We start from the raw sequence: 21,914 nt of genomic DNA, 5'->3' as shown, positions 1-21,914 counted from the left end.
ACATTGGAACGTAGGAAACTTCAATAAAAAGCAGGAATACCGGCAGATAGTAAGCGTCCGCTATAGCGTGGGCGTTACTTGTCGTTTTCCTCAGCTTTTCCTACGGCTGCAATGTGGACAAGTTTCGTCCACGTGTTTTGTATCCGTAGGTGATGTAGAGAACGATGGCTTCGCAGTATCAACTATCGAATGTGCTAATAAATTCTTATGTGTATGAAGCAACAGTCTGATAAGACAATACTTGATAAAATTTCTTCTTCATGGAGAATGGCACTTGCTATATTGTTTTTTATAGTAGGTGGAGTTATTTATGTGTCTTATCGTGTGAAATCACTCTATATGTTTAACTGGTTTAACATCTTGGGACTCGATAATTATGTTGATTATCTTCGTTCAAATATTGGTGCGTATAGAATTCCCAATTTTGTGAAATACTCTTTGCCGGATGGGTTGTGGCTTTTTGCATATTTCCTTGTAATAAAGACTATATATGGCACAGAAATGAGCAAAGTTGCTATAATTTCTTATAGTGCCCTTCCTTTGATTGCAATTGGTTCTGAAATCCTCCAAATCTTTAATTTGGTTCCTGGTGTCTTTGATATATATGATTTAATTTGTTATATATGTTCTATATTAATATTTTATTATCTTAATACGTTTAAATTATGAAAAAATTAAAGTATCTTTTGTCATTATTGACTTTTTTAGTATTTGTTCTTGCAGCAGGAGGTTCCGATGATTCGTCAAGTAGTAATACTCCACAAGTGGGAGAAATGTGTAAAATGACTCATAGTTGTTTTGGAGCAGTTTCTGAAGACGCATATGATGAGGTGATTAAGTGTTGTAATGCTAAAGATGATGTCGGTATGGCACAGTTAGTTTCTTTGGGATTGGCGGCTCCAGTTAATGAGGGTGAACAGGGTAAAGTCTTGGAACTTGGCTTCTTAAAAACTCAGGTTCGCTTTGATAATGGTGTTGCATTATATGTTCCAACAGATTATGTTCAAAAATGGGAATAGAGTAATAACAGGTGTTTTTCATGAGAGTGTAAACTAACTGTGCCAAGTTACATAAAAGTAAATTGATAAAGTTGAGTTTACACTCTCTTTGTAAATTCAACTTTCTTCTTGGATCTTTCCAAGTTGCTGTTCTCTTTTGAAACTGTGTTCTGGCGCAGAGAGTTGATCTGTGCCAACTTCTGCTCCCGCGAGTAAGGATGCAATAACATGTATTGTTCCCCCTTTAACGCAGCCAAGCTGCTCTGACGGTGAAAATCGTTTATATAAGATCTTTCCAGTACTGAATTGTTCTGCATAATCATCTAATTTTGCTAGACCTTCAGATGTAAATCCTTCATTGATTATGTCGCTGATGGACATCCAAAAATCATGGTTTGTCATAAATTATATTGTTTGATAAATTCTATTGGTGGCAAAGTTATAGTTTTTCTTCGATAACACCAAATTATTTGGGCTTTATTTCGCATTTACCAGCAAATTGTTTCAATACATCTTTCATTTCCCGTTGTCCTTGAAATTACATGGCGATGTAGGAATCTCTGCGTCGGGACGTAGGAAAGATTACGTCGCCATGTAGTAAAGTCTACATCGGGACGTAATTTTTGGGGTATCTATAAGGTATCATATCAGATTCTTTTTAGATTTAGCGTCGAGTTTTTACGCACACGGAAAAAGTTTTTTTTATGGAAAAAGTCTCAAAGTATCATCTTTTGGGTTGAGTAATGGTATAAATAACTGATATATAATAATATACAAGAATGATACTATTCGGATTACTTTACAAAAAGTATCATCGAAGTATCATGAATGTGATAGAAGTATCATGAAATTGCCATAGAAGTATTACCAAATCATCATAAAACCATCACAAAATCGTCATAAAGCATCATGCATAATATCGAAGCCGCCGACTTGCGAGAAGTGCCCAAAGTCGTCCGATACTTTGGGCACTCGATGCCTATTATATGGGCAATGAGTGCCCGTTACTTGTTCTCTCAATGCCCGACACTTGGTCCCTGAGTGCCCACTTGATGGTCTCTTACAGACCGCTTACTGGTCTCTTACAGACCACTTTATGTGCTTTTATTCCTAATTCAGGTTGTCAATCTTTTCTCTTATTCCTAGTTTGTATTGACATTCTTTACATTCTGAAAAAGTAGACGCTATTAATTTTATAAAACTGGAATAGTAGATATTTCTTTTTAGCCTTTTAATTTACCTCAAAGCCGAAATTTATGATACTTCTTGCAATTTTATGATACTTCGATGATACTTTTCTGTAAAATATTTCGAAAGTCTCATTTTTGTATGTCGCAATGTATCAGATGTTTAGAATGTTATTTTCTCTAAATAATGATACTTTGATACTTTTCTCACAAAAAAAACTTTTATGTGCAGGAAATAAATGTGGAGAAAATGCAGAAGCTGAGTGCTATTGTGACCACGATTTCTGATAAGCAGTATCAAAGCGATTAACTGTCTGGAGAAGCTTGTAGATAGGGTTGATTTAGTAGAATGAGTCGGTTCTACTGGATGACGGAGTCGGCTCGATGGGATAAAGGAGTCAACTCTATAGGTTGATGCAAGCGTCTTCGTGAGTTAAAAGATATTACTCCTCGGGTTCCAGAAGATACCTTCTCAGCAGTTGCCACTAGGCTCAGCAGGTCTGCCGAGCCTAGTCGGCAGGTCTGCTGACTGCAGTCAGCAGCTTTGCTGAGCCTAGTTGCTACACTTTATTCTAGCCGATATTTCTCTCATTTCATCCGGAAGAAAAGAGACTGCCTTCTCTTTCATATCTTGCGGAATGCCGAATCGGGCTTCGCCGAACATCTCGAAATCATAATCAAACGTATTGTTGAACTCATATTTTGAGCCAGCAATATCTCCTATTATTGCTCCTAACATAAGCTGCTAATTCTCTATAACTTTATTCTATCACCTCCCAGAAACTCTCCGGCAAGCTGATGTTCTTCATCTCCTTTGCCTTCTTGAACAATGGGGCGATGTCTTCGACTTCGAAGCCGGCGATGCCGCAACCTATTGGGGTTACCAGGAAATGAAACTCGGGATGCTGATGGGTAAAGATAATGAATTCCTCCACGTATGGACGGATGGTTTCCACGCCGCCCTGCATCGTAGGGATGGCATAACTCTGCCCCTGCAAGCCTACGCCCTGTCCCATGACGGCACCGAAATGCAGGCGGGCAATGCGGGCTGCTCCACCACCATGCATGCCAGCCAGATTGCTGCCAAACACAAAAATCTCGTTCTCTTTTAATGAATCAATCCAGCTAGGAGTGATTCTTCCCTTCTTCATATCTTCCATATTACTATTATTTAATGTGTTATTTTCTTCAGCCGCTTCCTCATAGCATATTCTCGAAGCCATCATGCTCGGCATCCTTGAAGCCCTGCAGAATCTCATCATCCGATAAACTTTCTAAATTCTTTTCTTTCTTCATATCGATATATCTTTTTGATATCCGCAATTCGATTGCAAATATATACTTTTTTGATGCGAAAGTACGTATTTTTTACAAGTGAATGAGAATGAGATAAGTTTTTATCTCATAAAAAGAAGAGGTTACGAATTAGAAATAAACAGAATGTAGCATCTTGCTGTGATTTGCATAACCACCCAAAGAACTCTTTCGGTTGCAAAGGTACGATATTTAATCGGGGATAAAGAATGTTTTAAGATTTTTTATCCTCGATTTTTTGGATAAAATACAACAGGATTGTCATGATTTCACTGTCTGACAATGAGACAGAACGCCTTCTACGCTTGATGTCACTGCTGTCTTCCAGCAAATTTCCTGCGTTTTCTGCTTCAAAATATTTGCAAAACTCGTCTATAATACAAAATAATTCTGTAACTTTGTAATCGGTAGTCATATCAAATATTTTTATAACTGTTTGATTTTTACCTATAAAGATACAAAATATTTGTGAGACTACAAACTTTTTATTGAACTTTTCTTATCCCGAACTGGGGGTAAATTTTAGTAAGGATAGTATCGAGTCGGCTTATTGCTTCTTTCATCAGAAGCTGCGTGTGTATGAATTTTCTCATAGTCATACGCAGCGTGATAATATAGAATATGCCATTAGCCAATATATAGAGAGAATGAATCCTTTGCTCTATTAATGGTTGGTTAATGGCACTCCGCATTATCTGCTCGACCATACTACTTTTGAGCAAGATATGCTCCATGCCATCGAGTTGCTCGATGGCATGATGTAGAATAAATGTATGTTAGTTAATTATTTATTGGTGTATTTCTTTCCATTGGCAATGATGATGCCTTTGTGTGAGGGTTTCACTTGCTTGCCGTCGAGCGTGTAAAACTTATCGTTGCCTGATGGCTTGCTGATAGTTGTCTGCGCAATGCCCGTGGCGTCGGCTGCGCTGAGGCTGATAGAATAGACGTTCATGGCGTTGGTGCAGCCAATGACGATGTCGCCGTCGTTTATCACTTCAGCTTCGCTGGTTTGTTCTTCTACTGTGGGCTCCATACCGCTTGTCACCTTGAGGTTTTCTTCTGCTGTAAAAGTACGAGCTTCGGTCTTACTTCCGCTCAGCCCCACGATAGTGAGCTTCTGCCCCTTCTTGAGGTTGCAAATCTTGATTTTAGCTTTATTATTGTTCAGCTTAAAATAGTTTTTGTTCTTGCTGCTGATAGAGAAAAGCAATTTGCCTTCACCTCCAATAAACATAAGCCCTTTGGTTGCTGGAATCTCTTCGCCATTGGCTTTCAAGGTGCTCCATTCAGTAAAGGCGATTTTGTTGCTCCACTGTATAGGGACATCAGTGGTATTTGTTTGATACTTGTCAACATTCCAGTTAATGTCATCTGCCTCGATGAGAGGGATAGATTCACTCAGGTCTAAAAAGTCCCATGTTTTTTGTGCTTGCGCACTGAGTGAGAGCAAGCATACGGTCATTAATGATAATAAATGTTTCATAATCGTTTATATTTTATTTTTGGTAACTAAAAACGGTGCAAATATAAACAAAAAAATTGGTAAACCAATTAACGTTTAATAATATTTAAGTGTATTATGGTTTAATTATAATTAATTAATATACCAATATAGCCAATTGTGCTTTTATTATAATAGGTTATGAAGCCAAAACAGCACCCCGATTGTCAGGGTGCTGTCAGGTGTTTGTTCAGTCTTTTCTTTGTGACTTAGCAAAGTTTATCTGATTAGCTAAGTGGCTTAGTACCAACTCTCTCATGCCTTCTGTATCGCGTGCTTTCATCTTAGCAATATAGTCTCTGTGTTCTGTGATTACCTGTCGCTCAGGCACGGAGCAGAATCTATATTTATGATAGAACTTCATGATGTCTGGTGTGATGATAAGCAGTAGAGAAGCCAATACGGGGTTATGGCTACTGCAAGCTATGGCGTGATGGAATGCAAAATCCTTCTCGATCCTTTTCTTAGGATCTTGGCAGTCCTCCAACTCTCTGAGTGCCTTTTCCACTTTGTCGATGTCTTCGCTTGTGCAGTTGGTGGCTGCAAGGGTGCAGGCATCTATTTCTAATAGTACGCGCACGTGTACAAGACTATAAAAATCGTACTTGTCAACCTTCAGAGTTTCGTTGAATAGATTGTCAATTTGACTTTTAGAAAATTCGGTTACGATGGTTCCGCTCTGTGGTCTTGTTTCTACAACACCATAAGTTTCAAGCTTTTGTAGTGCTGCTCTGATGTGCGGTCTTCCTACTTTCAGGAGCTCTGATAGCTTTCTTTCAGAAGGCAAGCGGTCGCCAGGGTTGACTTGTTTCTCTGCAATCTGAGTTTTGATGTAGTCTACTACTCTGTCGACTGGTGAATGGTTGATTTCTTGTTTCATAGACATATTCTGCTTTACTTGTATTTTAGCGCAAAGGTACATAATTATTCTGTATATTTCATGAAACCGGAATCGAATTAACGATAATTCACATAAAGGCAAGAAAAAAATAACGAAACGTTAAACTAATATAATTGGTATACCAAAAAGTTTTGTTTATCATATTTAAGTATTATCTTTGCAGACGATAAGCAGCATCTCAGCATAACATTCAAGCGAGCTTGATGATTCTGCATTCGATTTGCATTATCTTTGCGCATAGAAACTAAAATATCTATAATTCTTAAAAAGAAAGCCTATGAGACTTTTAAAAACAAACTTATTGATGACAATGATAGCACTATGTCTTAGTGCTGCTGTCAATGCTCAGATAGTGATACATGGTACCGTCACTGATACAGAAGGACCTTTAGTAGGTGCTACTGTTGCTGTGAAAGGTGATGCAGGTAACACTGCTGGCACTATTACCGATATGGATGGTAAATATTCCATAGAGGTGAAAAGCAAGAAGACTGTTCTTGTTTTTTCTTATATTGGTTACACTGATCAAATGGTAACGGTTGGTGACAGAAAGAAAATCGATGTAAGATTAGAGATGAACGACACACAGCTGGACGAAACAGTGGTGATCGGTTATGGCGTACAGCAGAAATCTCACCTTACGGGTTCTATTTCCAAACTGGATGGTGGCTCGTTGACCAAAGCTCCTGTTAGCGATGTCACTCAGGCGTTACAGGGTATGATGACAGGTCTTACCGTGAGCAATGAGACTTCCGAGGTGGGTGTTACACCTTCTATTCGTGTGCGCGGTACAGGTTCTATCTCAGCCGAGAGTTCTCCATTAGTGATTATTGATGGATTCCCTGTAAAGGGTGGTTTGTCGCAGGTAAATGCTTCCGACATTAAGTCTGTAGAGATTCTGAAAGATGCTGCTTCTGCAGCCATCTATGGTTCACGTGCAGCCAATGGTGTTATTCTTATCACCACGAAGCAAGGTACTCCCGAACAACCTAAGTATAAGTTCAATTTCTATCAGGGTTTCAAGTATGCTTACCAGTTGCACGACATGATGACCTCTACCGATTGGTTTAACTTGATGCAGCAAGAAGAAGCGTTAGGTGGACGCCCTGTTATGTCTCAGGCACGTAGTGCGGCTTATCTGGAGTCGTTGTATGGTGCTACCGACTGGCAGAAGGAGGGTCTTAACGATGTGGCTTCAATGACCAATGTGCAGTTTAGCGTATCTGGTGGCAAGAAGGACACTAAGTATTTTGTGTCGGCTGCTTATATGAAGGATCAGGGTATCATGCGTTCCAATACACTCGACAAGGTGAACTTCCGCGCCAAGTTAGACACACGCTTATCTAAGAGTGTGGGCTTCGGTGTCAATTTCTCTGGTACTTACAAGCGTGCAGAGCGTCCTCGCAACAACTTTATCGACTTCTATCGCACACCATCATTCCTGCCTGTTTATCACAACGACATCACAACAGCACTTACTGGCTATAGTGGTTTTGCTCGTGGTAGCCACTTCAATAATATAGAAACCCCAACAGGCGAGGTAGACGAAGAAGGCAATCCTTTGACAGAGCGAACCTCACCTTTCTCTTCTTCCAACAACAATCCATGCAGCGTGATGGCCAACACCATGCGTTGGAGTGAAGATTTCCAGGGATTGGGCAACTTGTATCTGACGGTAGAATTGGCTAAGGGATTGACCTTTAAGACTTCTAATGGTTTTAATGTGCGCTTCTCACCTTCTTATACTTATGATAATAAGAATGCAACCAAGGATGGTGAAGCCAGCCGTGCTACTTATTTCAGCAACTTATACATCGACTTGTTGACAGAGAATACCCTTTCTTATCACCTCAACTTGGGAAGTCAGAAGCAGCATAGCATTGATGCCCTCTTGGGCTATACAGCAGAGCGTACACGTGTACAGCGCGTGGCAGAGACAGCCTCAGGTTTTGCTACCGACAACATCAAGACCCTGAATGCAGCTACTATCTTCGAGTTGGCTACATCGGACAATGGCGATAAGGCTGGTACTGGAACCTTCCGTTATCCAGACGTCGTTTTAGAATCTTATTTAGGTCGTATCAACTATAGTTATTTGAGTCGCTATTTGATGTCAGCATCTTTGCGCCTTGACCGTTCATCGCTCTTCGCTAAGGGCAATCGCAACGCTTGGTTCCCTTCTATATCTTTGGGTTGGCGTGTCAGCGAAGAAGCCTTCATGAAGTCTATTGAAGCTATTTCTAATCTGAAGTTGCGTGCCTCTTATGGTATGACAGGTAACAATCAGATTTCTTATCAGGCAGCCTTAGAGGTGCTCAACTCTGCCAATTACGCTTTGGGCGCAGGCAATGGAAGTTTGGTGAATGGTATGGCTAATACATCTTCTACTTTGGCAAACTCTAACATTACTTGGGAGAAGACCAATGAGTTTAACTTTGGTTTCGACTTAGGTCTTTTCAGAAATCGCATCAACTTGTCGCTCGATGCTTACTATTCTGAGACCAAGGCATTGCTCTTTGCACAGCCTACTCAGTCGTTTACAGGTTATTCCAACTATTGGAACAACATCGGAAGGGTGAGCAATAAGGGTGTGGAGATTCAGATTGATACACACAATATTCGCAATAGAAACTTCAGTTGGGAAACCAACTTTAACTTCTCGCTTTCACGCAATAAGTTGTTGGAAATCGGAGGAGAGAGCCAAATCATCAGCCAGGGTGAGCGCAATGAGTGCTACATCGCTAAGGTGGGTTCACCACTTATCCAGTATTATGGATATAAGACCCAGGGTGTGTGGAATTCTCAGGAGGAGATAGATGCTAACCCACACTTTGCTGACGATGTTCCAGGTGGACTCCGCATCGTAGACACTGACAACAGTGGAACACTCGATGCTAACGACCGTGTGCCTCTCGGAAATCCTTATCCAGACTTCACATGGGGTCTTACCAACAACTTGCGCTACAAGAATTTCGACTTCTCTATCCTGATTCAGGGCGTGCAGGGTATTACAGTTTTCAATGGCGACGTGTACTATAACGAAACTTTACGTTACAACAAGGCCTACGCTAAGAACCGCTGGATTAGTGCAGAGCACCCAGGTGACGGCAAGACTCCTTATGAGAAGAATGGTCATAACCTCTTGCTTACCGACTATCCTTTGCAGAACGCTTCGTATGCCTGCTTGCGCAACCTTACCATTGGTTACACCATGCCAAAGGACATTGTCAAGAAAATGCATCTCAACGACTTGAGATTCTATCTCTCGGGCAACAACCTGCTGTATATATGGAGTGGCGACTATCGTGGTATCAACCCAGAGTCAAGATTCACGACAGGACCTTACACCAACACCCTGATAGATGGTTATCAGCGTGGAGGTTTCCCTCTCACATCAACCATATCTGTAGGATTTGACGTAAACTTCTAAAAAACAACTAACAAGATGAAAACAAGAATATTTGCAATATTAGGTATCGTGGGAGCCCTCAGCTTCTCCTCATGTAACCTTGACCAATATCCTTATTCGGAGGTTGCTTCTGACGAGTATGTGACTGAAGACAACTCTGTCAACGATCTCGTGATGGGATGCTATAATGGTCTTCATGACGTGATGTATTACGAATGGGCGATGACAGAACTGCGTTCTGATAATGCCAGAATGTACAATAACAACTCTTCCTCCAACACGACCAAACTGATAGAGCAGCTCGATCAAAGCGTCATCAACACAGAGCACGAGTGGGTGGAGAGTTATTGGAAAGCATGCTATGCGCTCATCACAAGAACCAACAATGTACTTGCCAGTGTGCAGGTGGTGAAGAACGAAGCCAATAAGAAGATGTATGAAGGTGAGGCACGATTCCTGCGTGCGCTGGAGTACTTCAATCTCGTGCGACTTTGGGGACCTGTATTTATCGTAACCAGCAAGACTCCGTCTGACGTGGCTCGCAATATGCAGCGCTCTTCTGTGTCTGATGTCTATGCGCTCATCGAGGGCGACTTGGAGACAATCGTCGACCAACAGCTGCTGCCAGCCAAACAGACTGACGCCCTTCTCGGTAGAGCCGATATGAATGCAGCCAAGGCGCTCTTAGCTAAGGTTTATGCCACCCATTATGCAGTGGGCGATGAGAAGTATCAGCAGGCGCTCAACTTGTGTAAGGATGTGTTGGGAAGCGAGACGGTGGGCAATCCACAGACTGCTGCCGACTTAGTACCTTATGCCTCTGTCTTTGACATCAATAACGAGATGAATAAGGAGATTATCTTTGCTGTGAGATACCTCTCTGGCAAAATAGGTTTGGGCTCACCTTTCGGCAATCTCTTTGCACCTATCAACAATGGAGCTAACGTCATCGTAGGAACAGCCAACTGGTTTAACTCTCCAAGCGACAATCTCATCAATGCCTATATTATGGAAGGTGACGAGACAAGACGCAACGTCAATATCGCTCAGAAATATTACAATGCAACGACTGGTCAATGGGTGGAGGCTACTTACTGCTGCAAGTACACCAACCCTGTGACAACAAATTTTGATGGTGAGAGCGATTGGCCTATTATCCGTGTGGGCGACATCGCGCTGCTCTATGCTGAATTGCTCAATGAGACAGCAGGACCATCTACCGAGGCATTGAAATATGTCAATATGATAAGAGAACGTGCTGGTATTGCTCCTTATGCTTTAGAGCAAGTAGGCAACAAGTATGACTTCCGTATGGCAGTGCGCAATGAGCGCCGTCTGGAGTTGGCTTTCGAGAATCAGCGCTGGTTCGACCTGAAACGTTGGGATGTTGTCACTGAGACCATCAACGAATATCTGAGTAGCGAGTCGTTCTATGCTGGATATACCTATCGTGTAAACCCCATCAGCAACTGGCAGACCTATCTTCCTGTCCCTGTTTCTGTGACTAATATCAATCCTGATGTAGCTCAGAATGCTGGTTATTAATATTAACGAATAAAAAGAGAATCTTATGAAAAAGATGAAATATATATTCACATTCCTACTTGCAGCATGCTTTCTCGTTTCGTGCGATGAATTGTCGATGAACGAGACGATAGCCAGTGCTCCTGTTATAGAGAGTTTTATGCCAGCACAAGGCAGTGTGGGTAGCAAGATAGTTGTCACAGGAAAAGCTCTGAACGGAGTCACCAAGGCTTTGTTGGGAGAGAAAGAATGTGAAATCGCGGAAAGACTCTCTAACACGAGTCTCACGATAGAGGTTCCTAATGAGGCGCGTACTGGCAAGATAACACTTGTCAATGCCGAGGGTGAGGGTGTTTCTGAGAGCGAGTTTGCTGTGGAATATCCTGCTCCTTTGGCTACGGCATCTTCGGTGCAGAGAGAGGTGGAGATGGGTAATAAAATGCTCATCAGCGGTAAGAACATGAATGTCATTTCTGCTGTGTACTTTACGGCTAATGGCGGTACAGTGAAGCACGAGGCTACAGTCATCAGCAAGAATGTCAACGAGATTGTGTTCACGGTACCTTATGTAGAGAAAGACGATGCTCATGTCACCTTTGCCTACTACGATGGTACCACCACTCAGGAAACAGCTGCCGACCTCTTGCCTATGCTCAATGTGAAGCGTTATCAGCCTGAGGTAACTACTACAGAGTTTGGTGACAACAGTGTGGGCGATGAGATAACTCTCACGGGTTCTTATCTGAACAAGATTAATAAGGTGTTCGTGGGTGATGTAGAGTGTATGGTAAGTTTGCAGACAGAGAATACGTTGAAGTTTGTGGTTCCTTATTCCGATAAGTTTGTAGACGGACATAACCAGACTTCGCTGTCAATAACTTATTTCGATGGCATCGAGACACGCACCCTTACCGAACAGTTTGGTGTGAATGTGCCTTTCGTTTACTTCTGGAAGGACAAGGTGATTTACGGACAGGGACGTGACGTAGAGTCATTAGCCTCTTTCTTCTCGCCAGAAACAGGATTGGTTTATGCCAATAGTTTATGGAGAACAGCTGTCGACCCTATATCTTATAAGTATCAAGCTAATACCTGTGCTGGTAAGAATCTACCTAAGGTAACTGAGGAGGAATACAATTCGGTAAATCCTTATTTCTTCTTCTCTGGTGTGAGTGCTGGTACGTTGCAGATCAATACGCCTGCTGGTTCTAACACACAGTTGCGTAACTTCTACATGATCAACAATTCTGCCGACGAATATCGTGTGACGGGAGCCAATGGCAACTGCTATGGAACTCCATGTCTCAGCTTTGTTTATCTCAACCCTACAGAGCCTACTCACAAGGCGATCATCGACCAGATTAAGAATGGTGCTTTGGAGAAGATTGACGAGCATACATTCCCTATTGATGTAGCCGGAAAGAAGATTGGCAATATCAGCGTCGGGGCAGTTAAGCAGTCGGTTAATAATACTGTGTTTGCTCCTGGAGTCTTTGCTGTAGGAGCAGAGAAGTCAGCCGATGTAGATGCCTTCATCTTGGTTATTTATTATAATGTGAAGGGACAAGCGGCTAATGCTGCCGAAAATATCAAGCGCATTGGTTTCTTGCACATCAAGCATGTTGATTTTAAATTGTACAATAATACTAAGGCGCCTTCTTCAAGTAGAGTCACCTTTGATATGTATTGGATGAAGCACGATTATCAGTATTAAGTATTGTTTATATAACGAAAAAAGAATGGAAGTAAGAAAGCATTTATATGAAGGTGTGCTGGCTCTTATGTTGGCAACTCCTATGACAGGCGAGGCACGTGATTATGTGACCTCTCTGCCAGGGGTGGCTGACTGTCTGAAGAAGGCTGTGGCTGGCGACCGTGTCATCATTGAGGCTGGTACTTATCGTGACGTCGACCTCAAGTGGAAGGCTGTAGGTACGAAGCAGGCTCCTATCACTGTGGAGGCAAAGCCGGGCACAGTGCTTATCACAGGGCGTTCTTCGCTCGTCATGAGTGGCAAGCATTTGGTGGTAAGCGGACTGGAGTTTCGCAATGGTTATCCTTCTCGCCGCTCAGTAGTGGAGTTTGCTGGTGGCAAAGATTTCGCACAAGATTGCAATTTGACTCGCTGCGTGATAGACAACTATAATACCGAAGACCGTTCGCAGTCAAAGAGTTATATTTATCTATCTGGCCAGCGCAACAGAGTGGATCACTGCGAATTGCTGCGCAAGTACAACTTGGGTGTAACGCTCCTTGTCAACCTCAATGGTGCCAACAATCTGAACAATCATCATCAGATAGACCATAACTATTTTGGTCCTCGTGAGGTATATGGTTCCAATGGTGCAGAGACCATGCGTATCGGTACTTCTCAGCAAAGCTATGAAACCTCAGCAACTACGGTTTGTGACAATTTCTTTGACAGATGCTCTGGTGAGGTGGAAGTGATATCTATCAAGTCTTGCGACAACATCGTGCGCGGCAATTACCTCTGGGAGTGTGAAGGCGTGGTGGCTTTGCGTCATGGCAAGCGCAACTTGGTAGAGAACAACACCTTTGTAGGTAATGGCAAGCGCAATACGGGCGGTGTGAGAGTGATAGATTCCGATCATGTCATTCGCAACAACATTTTCGTTAGTTTGGCAGGTCAGCGCTTTTTCTCTGCTTTAGGAGTTATGAATGCTGTACCCAACTCTCTGCCCAATCGATATGTGCAAGTCTCTGACATTACAATAACCGACAATGTGTACGTCGACTGCACGAATCTGGAGTTTGGTACGGGTGCTGATGCCGAACGCACTTCGGCTCCTCGTAGCATCGACTTCAAGAGAAACCGTTTGTTCGTTAGCGGCACGCAGAATCCTTTCCAGATGGTAGATAAGGCATCTGAAGTTCGCTTCGCCGACAATATCATGAATAAGAATCTGGAAAGTCTGCCTTCAGGAATAAAAATAGCAAAGGTGAAGCTGCCTATGGTGCCTACTTATCAGCAGATGATTAGTAGGACGATAGGTAAGCTGAGTGAGACAGCGAAAACCGCTAAGGCAGAGGCTCGCACTGTCATGGTAGCCAAGGATGCCGACCTTCCTCAGGTGTTGGCTCAGGCTGAGGATGGCGATGCCTTTGTGCTGCAAGGCGATGAGTACAAGTTGGTGAAGACCGTCTTGGTGCAGAAAAATGTGACTATACGCTCGGCTTCTGGCAAAACGTTGCTTCGCTCGGTGGGGACCTCAGTGCCCCATCTCATGACCATAGATAATGGGGGAAGTCTTGAAGTAGAAGGCCTTGTCTTTGATGGTCGCTTAGAACCTGGCGGGTCTTCGCCAGAGACAGGTATCTCTACAGCCAAGACCATGACAACTCCTTATAAGTTGAAGGTAAACAACTGTAAGTTTATCAACTTTGGTGAGAATGGCTGTGCTGCTATTCGTGGACAGAAATCCACCTTTGCCGATAGTCTGATTGTTACGGGTTGTCTCATTGCCGACTGTTCTGGTGGTGGTGTCGACTTTGCATCCGAGAAGGATGACAAGGGACGTTACAACGCCGAGAATATGCTGATCGAAAACTGCGAGTTCCGTCGTTTGTTGGGCACACCTGTCAATGTGTATCGTGGCGGTAGCGACGAGAGTACGGCAGGACCTTACGTCACTGTGCGCAACTGTTTCTTCTACGATTGTTGCAACAAGCAGCGTGGTAGCGTCTTGCGATTGATGGGGCCACAATACTTGCGTGTTTCTGACTGCCAATTCTTCAATAGTGGTAGAGGCGGAGTAAGTGTTCGCCTGGACGAAACTTCTTGGGAGGATGTGGTGATAGAGCGTTGCAAGTTCGAGAACTCAGGTGCGGTACTTGCCATGCGAAAAGAAGTATATTTGAATCGACAAAATCAAGGTTTGTAATATGAAACGACTATTATCAATCTTTTTCTTCTGTGCCTTGGGGCTTGTTGCTACCATGGCGCAGCATCCCAAACTCTTGCTTACTCAAGAGGAGTTGGGATATATGAAAAAACATATAAACGAAGTTCCTGCTTTCGGACGAGTGGTAGACGACTTGGTGCAAAAAGCTGATGAGGCTTGTGCTGCAGCCATACAAGTTCCTACTCCCATCGACGGAGGTGGAGGTGCAGTACACGAGCAGCATAAAAGCAACTACTATGCAATGTTTCATGCAGGATTGGCATATCAGTACACGGGCAACAAGAAATATGCTGACTTCGTGGCTCAGATGCTTATGGAGTATGCGCAGAAATATCCTAAGTGGGGGCTCCATCCTGTCAGCTTGTCGCCAGTACCTGGTCGCCTCTTCTGGCAGACGCTCAATGAGAGCGTGTGGCTCGTTCATACCGCAATGGCGTACGACTGTGTGTATGATGCCCTGTCTGCCAAGCAGCGTAAGTTCATAGAGAAAAACTTACTCTTTAATATGGCAGACTTCATTATGAACGGCTATGGGGAGCATAAGCGCAACCATGAGATGTTCAACCGTATGCACAACCATGCCACATGGGCCACTTCGGCTGTGGGTATGGTGGGTATGGCTACTGGTAACCAATCACTGGTGCGCAAGGCCTTGTACGGCACGGATGAAACAGGCAAGAATGGTGGATTCTTGCGCCAGATGGACTATCTCTTCTCTCCTGACGGCTATTACACCGAAGGGGCTTACTATCAGCGTTATGCCATCTGGCCCTTTGTGGTGTTTGCTCAATGCATCGATCATTGTATGCCCGAGCTTAACGTCTTCCATCGTCGTAACGGAATCCTTGTGAAGGCATTAGATGCTTTGGTGCAGATGTCATACGAGGGAGAGTTCTTTCATATCAACGATGCTCTGGAGAAAGGTCTTTCTGCTCAGGAGATGGTTTATGCTGCCAATATCATCTATGGTAAGTTTCCTGAAAACAAGTCGCTGTTGGCTGTGATGAAAAACTATCAGACTTATGTTCTGCCTATAGCTGGAGGGTTTATGGCGCAGCGCGATATGGCAAAGGAGGAATCTCATGCCCTCGTACAGCGCAGTTGTGTGTTGAGCGACGGAAGAGATGGTAAGGATGGCGGTTTGGCTATCATGCGACCACGCAGTTCTGAATACAATAGTGCCATCACACTGAAGGCTACATCGCAAGGTATGGGACATGGACACTACGACAAACTTGCCATGGCTTACTACGACAATGGGCACGAAATATTGACCGACTATGGAGCTTCGAGATTCCTCAACATAGAGGCAAAACATGGCGGACATTATACCAAGGAGAACAATACCTATGCCAAGCAGACCATTGCCCATAACACGGTGGTGGTGGATCAGAACAGCAACTATGGCGGTAAGCTGAAAGTGGCAGAGCAGTATCATGCTAACATTGTTGAAGCTGACTTCTCTCATGATGGTTGGCAGATGGTGATGGCTCGCGATACCAATGCCTATCCTGGTGTAGACATGCTGCGAACTATCGTCTATGCCAAGGTGTCCTTCCTCGAACGCTCTCTGATATGCGATGTGTTCAGATTGAAGTCTGACAAGGTGCACGACTACGATTATCCGTTGTGGTATAATGGTCATCTGGTATCGGTGAATTATCCTTATCAGCGTAACTTAGATCAGATGGCGCCTCTGGGTCAGAAAGCGGGTTATCAGCATCTATGGCTTGAGGCTACAGGACAGAATACCGCTTCATCGACTTCATGCCTTACGTTCTTTAAGGCCAATCGATTCTATTCAGTCAATTATGCCAGCAGCCCTACTTCTGAATTTAAGTTTGTCGCCCTGGGAGCTAATGACCCTGACTTCAACTTGCAGCATCGCTCGGGCTATATCATCCGCGAGAAAGGCAAGAAGAACCACACCTTTGCGGTTTCAATAGAGACTCATGGAGAGTATGATGTCTTGCGCGAAACCTCTCGCGATCTCATCACCTCCTGCGAGAAACTGGAGATTCTGTTTGAGGACGACTCTCAGTTGGTGTTGCATGGTGTGTATGCTGGTCATGACCTCTTCTTGCTGTTGGCTGACGATGAGGCTCATGAACATACCGTACAGGTAGGCAACAAGACATTCCGATGGAATGGAAGAGTAGATATTCAGTATATTCATTAATAAAAACGAAAAGATATGAAAACAAAGAGTGAAGTATTTCAGATTGCAAAGGAAATGGGATGGGAAAATCCTGGTCCTGGTATCAAGCGTCAGATTATGGGCTATGATGGTCAGCTGATGATGGTAAAGGTGGTTTTCGAAGAGGGAGCCGTAGGTACCATGCACGAGCATTATCACAGCCAGGCTACTTATGTGGCAAGTGGCAAGTTTGAACTCACCATTGGCGATGAGAAGCGTATCTTAGAGGCAGGCGATGGTTATTATGTAGCTCCAGATGAGTTGCATGGATGTGTTTGCCTGGAGGCTGGCATCTTGATAGATACATTTAGTCCGATGAGGGCAGACTTTTTAAAGTAATAAGTGCATGAAAATAAAAGGATTGCGATGGTATATCATCGGACTTATCATGATGATAACCATCATCAACTATTTGGATCGTGGCACCCTGAACTATATGTGGGTGGCTAATATCGATTATGAGCTGGTGGAAAAACAGCCTATCGATATGAGTTCGAATGTGGCTGTGAAAACAGATAAGGGCTATCGCCTTTTCTCTACGCGTGGCGATGACATGATAGTAGATGAGGGTAGTGTGACCATCAAGCAGAAAGATGCTGCAACGATAGTTACCAACAAGGAGGGAATAGCCATTGATCTGGGACTCATTGACCGCAACGATCCAGACGCTTCGAAGAAGGCAAAAGATATCTTGGGCGATATCACCATCTTCTTTATGATAGCTTATGGTATCAGTCAGCTCGTGTCGGGCAGATTATATGATAAGGTGGGCTGCCGTAAGGGATTCTTTGGTAGTGTGCTGATATGGGGATTGGCTGACGCACTGGCAGCATTCTCTACTGGCAAGTTCTCGCTGACGGCTTTCAGAATGATGCTCGGACTGGGCGAGGCAGGACCTTGGCCTGGCACTACAAAGAGCAATGCGGAATGGTTCCCACAGAAGGAGAGAGCCTTTGCACAGGGACTTTTCGGTGCGGCAGCATCTATAGGTAGCATCTTTGCTCCTGTATTCATCCTGATGCTGTTTATCAGTTTCGGCTGGAAGGTAACCTTTGTCTGTGTTGGTTCGTTGGGTTTGTTGTGGCTCATTCCTTGGCTCGTTATCAACAAGAAAGGTCCTAAGGAGCATCCTTGGATTACAGAAGAAGAGCGCCATTACATCTTGAGCAATCAACCGGAGAAAAAGCCTCAGGCAGATACTCATTGTAAGACATGGGGTGAGTTGCTGAGCGAAAAGAAAAACTGGTCGGTCATCTTGGGACGTTTCTTCCTCGACCCTATCTGGTGGATGTTTGTCACCTTCTTGCCTCTCTATCTGGCTGATGTTTTCCACCTTAATATTAAAGAGGTGGCTTTCTCTGCATGGGTTCCTTATGCGGGAGCAGCTTTGGGAAGTATCGTGGGTGGTTGGTATTCTTGTTGGCTTATCAATCGTGGACATACCATCAACTACGCACGCAAAAATGCCATCTTAGTGGGTGGAGCTATCATCATTCCTTCCATCATCTTGGCCATTATGTCTTCCTCAGCTGTGTTGGCTGTAGTATGGATGGCGTTTGTGCTGGGTGGATTCCAGTTCTTTATGACCAATCTGCAAACCATTCCGTGCGACTTGCATCGTGGTAAGAATGTTGGTTCGTTGGCAGGACTGGGTGGTGCATCTGCTGTGCTTGGCACCATCTTGGCAATCTTGTTCTCAAGCTATATCACCAACTGGGCTGTTTTGTTCAGCTTGTTGGGAGCGCTGGTTCCATTGTCTTGGCTTGCCATCTTCCTCACAGTGGGTGAAATCAAACAAATAGATAAATAAATAGAAAAAATACAATTAATACAAATAACTAAATTATTAAATTAATATGAAAAGATTTGAAAATAAAGTAGCCATCGTTACTGGTGGTTCAAGAGACTTGGGTAGAGCAGTATCAGTGCAGTTGGCAGCCGATGGTGCCAAGGTTTGCGTTAACTATTTCGGTAATGAGGCAGCTGCCAAGGAGACTGCTGAGTTAATCAGTCAGGTAGGTGGCGAGTGCATTCTCGTGAAAGGCGACATGACCAAGGTGGCTGATGTGAAGAATCTTGTAGCAGAGACTCAGAAAGCCTTTGGCGAAAAGATTGATGTCTTGGTAAACGTAGTAGGCGGTATGGTTGGCCGTAAGAAGATTGCCGAGCAGGAAGACGACTGGTATGACATCGTAATGGATGTTAATATGCGTTCTGTATGGTTGGCTACTCGTGCTGTTGTGCCTTTCATGACAGCTGGTGCTTCTATTGTAAACTTCTCTTCTTTGGCTGCTCGTGATGGTGGTGGTGCTGGTGCTTCGCTCTATGCCACATCTAAGGCTGCGGTTTCTACCTTTACTCGTTCTATGGCTAAGGAGTTGGGTCCTGATGGCATTCGTGTCAACGCTGTTTGCCCTGGTACGATAGCTACATCTTTCCACGACATCTTCAACACTCCTGAGAATCGTGAGCGTATGAAGGGAAACTATCCTCTGCGTCGTGAGGGTCAGGCTGATGAGGTGGCTGACTTGGTATGCTACTTGGCAAGCGATAAGGCTTCTTACATCACAGGTGCCAACATCGATATCAATGGTGGTGTATTCTTCTCATAATAAATCGTAGATAATAAATGAGAAAACTCATAGTATTACTGGTCTTTGCAGGGGCTTTGGTCTCTGCAAAGGCTCAGATTCTGCCTCTTGACAAGCAGCGACTGTCTGCTCTTAAAGAGGCTTATCTGCACAACAATGAGCAGGCTGTTAAGATGGTTGGCTTCTATGAGGGGATGGCGGTTAAACTGATGAAGGACAAGGCTCCTACTGTCAAGTCGAAGATATTACCTCCCTCTAATGATGCTCGTGATTACATCTCTTTGTCTCGCTACTGGTGGCCGGATACGACAAAGAAAGACGGACTCCCTTATGTGCGACATGATGGTAAGGTGAATCCTGAAATCGATTCTTATATGAGCGAGAAGGCTATGGTGAAAATGGCTAATGCCGTAGACTGTCTTTCTTTGTTATATTATGTCACAGGCAAGAGTCTGTATGCTGAACATTGTGCGCGTTATCTGCGTGCATGGTTTACCGACAGCATCACGGGTATGAATCCCAATATGACTTATTCGCAGTTCATCCCTGGACGCACCAAACTTCGTGGTACGGGCATACTGGATGCGCGTCATGCTTGTAGAGCTCTGTGTATGTCGGCTCTCATCAAGGATTATGCTGGATGGACAGAGCATGACCAGACACAACTCACTGAATGGGGAAAGGCTTTCTTGTATTGGATGGAGCACAGCACTCAGGGACAAATGGAGCGTAGAGCTAAAAACAATCATGGCTTGTGGTTTGACGTGACGCACATGGAACTATTAGCTTTCTTGGGTTACGAAAATCGAATCAGAGAAGTGCTGCGCGACGACTTCATGCAGAAACTCAACAATCAGATAGCTGAGAATGGTTCACTGCCACAGGAGTTGGCTCGCACTTTGTCCTTGCACTATTCCACCTTTGTTTGTGAGGCATCCTTGCAGGCTTCTTTTATAGCTGCAGGTATAGGTGAAAATCTCTGGACTATGAAGACTGCTTCGCAAAAGTCATTGGCAGATGTCGTTGCTTTCTTGTATCCTTATTACAAGTCGCCAGAGAAGTGGACTTACAAGCAAATCAAAAAGTTTGATGCCCAACGTGCTACTCCAATCTTGCTCGAAGCAGGAAAGGCTTTGGAAAATAAAAACTATACCAAACTGGCTTATCAGCTGGGAATGACGGATAAAAGTGCTCTGTTGATGCCTTATTACGACGTTCAGATCAGTCACTAACCCCATTTGGCAGAACTGCCGAAACATAAATGATTTGCTAATAAGATTCCGAAAATGAAAAAATATTTATCTTTATTATGCTTGGTTTGTGCCATGTTAGGCACTGCTATAGGTGTGAAGGCACAGACCACTCAACTCACCAATCACTATGCCATGAAGCTGATAGAGGATGGACAGGGTGGGTATAAACTCTTGCAAGAAGCGCGTTATGCCAAGGCACGCATGGACATGAGTAAGCTTACTGATGTGCTGGTGCCATATAAGTATGAACCGCAAAGACTGACAAGCAAACTCTACAAGGGCGTAGAAACAGTAGATATCGTCTACAAGAAAGCGAATGGTTATGAACTGATTCTTTCTGTAGACAAGGCGGTTTCGGACAAGCCCGCACCTTTTATGATTTATCTGCATGGCGGGGGATGGCGCACTGGTAACAATGGTTCTTCTAAGATCTTGTCGCAATATCTTGCCAAACAGGCTGGAATCACAGGCGTGAGAGTTTCTTATACTTTGGCGACACAGTTAGGCGCCACGATTCAGGTCACGATACAGGATGTAATGGATGCGCTGAAATATGTGCAAAACCATGCCAAAGAACTTCATGTAGACCCCTCTTGTTTTGGATTCTTAGGTACGTCAACGGGAGCTCATCTGGCAGCTGTGGGTGCCATGAAGTCGCAAGCCAAACTGCTGGTGGGCTATTCTGGAATCTACGATCTGCAGAAGGCTAAGATTACGGCAAAGACGAAGGATGCTCAGCGCATCGCTTATTTCGATCAGCTCAATCCTAAAACGCTCTCTGCCGTGTCGCCCATCAACCTCATCCCCCAGAAGAATATTCCTGCTTGTCTGCTCGTCTGTGGAACCTACGACTTGACAGTGGAGTGCGAACAGAGCAAGATGTTGGCTGATGCTGTAAAGCAGAAGGGTGGTGAGGCTGTGCTTTCCGTCTATCCTTTCTATGATCACAACTTATCGTCGAAAGGTTCAGACAAGATGGAGGAAATCTTTTTCAAATCGGCCGATTTCATACAGAAGAACTTGAAGTGATAGAAGCTTCTCTATGACGTGATAGACAGTTCTCGACGAGAATACTGTAGTATTAAGAAACTATACAAGCGTATCTTAAAAGAT

17 protein-coding genes and 1 pseudogene are annotated in these 21,914 nt (G+C 43.9%); 12 read left to right on the top strand and 6 right to left on the bottom strand.

Features of this window, described 5'->3' with window-relative positions; all coding sequences use genetic code 11:
* Positions 1-213 precede the first annotated feature (213 nt).
* Positions 214-669, top strand: a complete 456-nt coding sequence (locus ONT19_RS10095; RefSeq protein ID WP_264952535.1) for a hypothetical protein — start codon at positions 214-216, stop codon at positions 667-669.
* Entirely contained in the window at positions 666-1,019 is a 354-nt protein-coding gene (locus ONT19_RS10090) for a hypothetical protein (RefSeq protein ID WP_264952536.1), read from the top strand. The genes ONT19_RS10095 and ONT19_RS10090 overlap by 4 nt, the downstream gene beginning before the upstream one ends.
* Before the next feature lie 96 nt (positions 1,020-1,115).
* Here ONT19_RS10090 and ONT19_RS10085 read toward each other — a convergent pair whose 3' ends face one another.
* The 6 genes and pseudogenes from ONT19_RS10085 to ONT19_RS10055 form a co-directional block, all read right to left on the bottom strand.
* Positions 1,116-1,400: a hypothetical protein gene (locus ONT19_RS10085; RefSeq protein WP_264952537.1), complete on the bottom strand. Its 285-nt coding sequence runs from the start codon at positions 1,398-1,400 to the stop codon at positions 1,116-1,118.
* A 1,338-nt stretch (positions 1,401-2,738) separates the two neighbouring features.
* Complete coding sequence (locus ONT19_RS10080; protein WP_264952538.1) at positions 2,739-2,924, bottom strand: hypothetical protein; 186 nt, start codon at positions 2,922-2,924, stop codon at positions 2,739-2,741.
* 22 nt (positions 2,925-2,946) lie between these two features.
* Positions 2,947-3,345, bottom strand: coding sequence for an A1S_2505 family phage non-structural protein (locus ONT19_RS10075; RefSeq protein ID WP_264952539.1), 399 nt, complete (start codon positions 3,343-3,345; stop codon positions 2,947-2,949).
* Between the two features lie 398 nt (positions 3,346-3,743).
* Positions 3,744-3,914: pseudogene (locus ONT19_RS10070) on the bottom strand (IS982 family transposase); the annotation flags it as partial.
* A gap of 369 nt (positions 3,915-4,283) precedes the next feature.
* A complete protein-coding gene (locus ONT19_RS10060; RefSeq protein ID WP_233338427.1) occupies positions 4,284-4,985 on the bottom strand; it encodes a hypothetical protein in 702 nt (233 codons plus the stop codon).
* A gap of 208 nt (positions 4,986-5,193) precedes the next feature.
* Positions 5,194-5,883 (bottom strand): FadR/GntR family transcriptional regulator, encoded by a 690-nt coding sequence (locus tag ONT19_RS10055; RefSeq protein ID WP_264952540.1) that lies wholly within the window; start codon positions 5,881-5,883, stop codon positions 5,194-5,196.
* Positions 5,884-6,208: 325 nt separating this feature from the next.
* Between ONT19_RS10055 and ONT19_RS10050 the strand changes: the two genes are divergently transcribed.
* Genes ONT19_RS10050 through ONT19_RS10005 form a run of 10 tightly spaced genes read left to right on the top strand, consistent with a single transcriptional unit; the run spans position 6,209 to position 21,830 of the window.
* A complete protein-coding gene (locus ONT19_RS10050; RefSeq protein WP_264901373.1) occupies positions 6,209-9,334 on the top strand; it encodes a SusC/RagA family TonB-linked outer membrane protein in 3,126 nt (1,041 codons plus the stop codon).
* Positions 9,335-9,349: 15 nt separating this feature from the next.
* The gene (locus ONT19_RS10045; RefSeq protein WP_264952541.1) at positions 9,350-10,858 is read left to right on the top strand and encodes a RagB/SusD family nutrient uptake outer membrane protein; all 1,509 of its coding nucleotides are present in this window, start codon (positions 9,350-9,352) and stop codon (positions 10,856-10,858) included.
* A gap of 25 nt (positions 10,859-10,883) precedes the next feature.
* Complete coding sequence (locus tag ONT19_RS10040) at positions 10,884-12,551, top strand: IPT/TIG domain-containing protein (RefSeq protein WP_264952542.1); 1,668 nt, start codon at positions 10,884-10,886, stop codon at positions 12,549-12,551.
* A 25-nt stretch (positions 12,552-12,576) separates the two neighbouring features.
* Positions 12,577-14,739: a chondroitinase-B domain-containing protein gene (locus ONT19_RS10035; RefSeq protein WP_264952543.1), complete on the top strand. Its 2,163-nt coding sequence runs from the start codon at positions 12,577-12,579 to the stop codon at positions 14,737-14,739.
* A 1-nt stretch (position 14,740) separates the two neighbouring features.
* Positions 14,741-16,939 (top strand): heparinase II/III domain-containing protein, encoded by a 2,199-nt coding sequence (locus ONT19_RS10030; protein WP_264952544.1) that lies wholly within the window; start codon positions 14,741-14,743, stop codon positions 16,937-16,939.
* Between the two features lie 15 nt (positions 16,940-16,954).
* Positions 16,955-17,296: a cupin domain-containing protein gene (locus tag ONT19_RS10025; RefSeq protein WP_117693322.1), complete on the top strand. Its 342-nt coding sequence runs from the start codon at positions 16,955-16,957 to the stop codon at positions 17,294-17,296.
* Between the two features lie 7 nt (positions 17,297-17,303).
* Positions 17,304-18,767, top strand: a complete 1,464-nt coding sequence (locus tag ONT19_RS10020; RefSeq protein WP_117693320.1) for an MFS transporter — start codon at positions 17,304-17,306, stop codon at positions 18,765-18,767.
* A gap of 46 nt (positions 18,768-18,813) precedes the next feature.
* Positions 18,814-19,569, top strand: a complete 756-nt coding sequence (locus tag ONT19_RS10015) for an SDR family NAD(P)-dependent oxidoreductase (protein ID WP_117693318.1) — start codon at positions 18,814-18,816, stop codon at positions 19,567-19,569.
* A gap of 17 nt (positions 19,570-19,586) precedes the next feature.
* Entirely contained in the window at positions 19,587-20,780 is a 1,194-nt protein-coding gene (locus ONT19_RS10010; RefSeq protein WP_264952545.1) for an alginate lyase family protein, read from the top strand.
* Positions 20,781-20,834: 54 nt separating this feature from the next.
* On the top strand, positions 20,835-21,830 hold the full coding sequence (locus ONT19_RS10005) for an alpha/beta hydrolase (RefSeq protein WP_264952546.1): 996 nt from the start codon (positions 20,835-20,837) through the stop codon (positions 21,828-21,830).
* The last annotated feature ends 84 nt before the right edge of the window (positions 21,831-21,914 follow it).

This window comes from Segatella copri, assembly GCF_026015625.1.
GTDB classification, from domain to species: Bacteria; Bacteroidota; Bacteroidia; order Bacteroidales; family Bacteroidaceae; genus Prevotella; species Prevotella copri_H.
The sequence above is the reverse complement of the archived record's forward strand: the minus strand, read 5'-3'. Positions and strand labels throughout refer to the sequence as shown.

Coding starts and splice junctions, on each gene's coding strand:
- ONT19_RS10095 (WP_264952535.1), top strand. CDS start 214: ATGAAGCAACAGTCTGATAAGACAATACTTGATAAAATTTCTTCTTCA.
- ONT19_RS10090 (WP_264952536.1), top strand. CDS start 666: ATGAAAAAATTAAAGTATCTTTTGTCATTATTGACTTTTTTAGTATTT.
- ONT19_RS10085 (WP_264952537.1), bottom strand. CDS start 1,400: ATGACAAACCATGATTTTTGGATGTCCATCAGCGACATAATCAATGAA.
- ONT19_RS10080 (WP_264952538.1), bottom strand. CDS start 2,924: ATGTTAGGAGCAATAATAGGAGATATTGCTGGCTCAAAATATGAGTTC.
- ONT19_RS10075 (WP_264952539.1), bottom strand. CDS start 3,345: ATGGAAGATATGAAGAAGGGAAGAATCACTCCTAGCTGGATTGATTCA.
- ONT19_RS10060 (WP_233338427.1), bottom strand. CDS start 4,985: ATGAAACATTTATTATCATTAATGACCGTATGCTTGCTCTCACTCAGT.
- ONT19_RS10055 (WP_264952540.1), bottom strand. CDS start 5,883: ATGAAACAAGAAATCAACCATTCACCAGTCGACAGAGTAGTAGACTAC.
- ONT19_RS10050 (WP_264901373.1), top strand. CDS start 6,209: ATGACAATGATAGCACTATGTCTTAGTGCTGCTGTCAATGCTCAGATA.
- ONT19_RS10045 (WP_264952541.1), top strand. CDS start 9,350: ATGAAAACAAGAATATTTGCAATATTAGGTATCGTGGGAGCCCTCAGC.
- ONT19_RS10040 (WP_264952542.1), top strand. CDS start 10,884: ATGAAAAAGATGAAATATATATTCACATTCCTACTTGCAGCATGCTTT.
- ONT19_RS10035 (WP_264952543.1), top strand. CDS start 12,577: ATGGAAGTAAGAAAGCATTTATATGAAGGTGTGCTGGCTCTTATGTTG.
- ONT19_RS10030 (WP_264952544.1), top strand. CDS start 14,741: ATGAAACGACTATTATCAATCTTTTTCTTCTGTGCCTTGGGGCTTGTT.
- ONT19_RS10025 (WP_117693322.1), top strand. CDS start 16,955: ATGAAAACAAAGAGTGAAGTATTTCAGATTGCAAAGGAAATGGGATGG.
- ONT19_RS10020 (WP_117693320.1), top strand. CDS start 17,304: ATGAAAATAAAAGGATTGCGATGGTATATCATCGGACTTATCATGATG.
- ONT19_RS10015 (WP_117693318.1), top strand. CDS start 18,814: ATGAAAAGATTTGAAAATAAAGTAGCCATCGTTACTGGTGGTTCAAGA.
- ONT19_RS10010 (WP_264952545.1), top strand. CDS start 19,587: ATGAGAAAACTCATAGTATTACTGGTCTTTGCAGGGGCTTTGGTCTCT.
- ONT19_RS10005 (WP_264952546.1), top strand. CDS start 20,835: ATGAAAAAATATTTATCTTTATTATGCTTGGTTTGTGCCATGTTAGGC.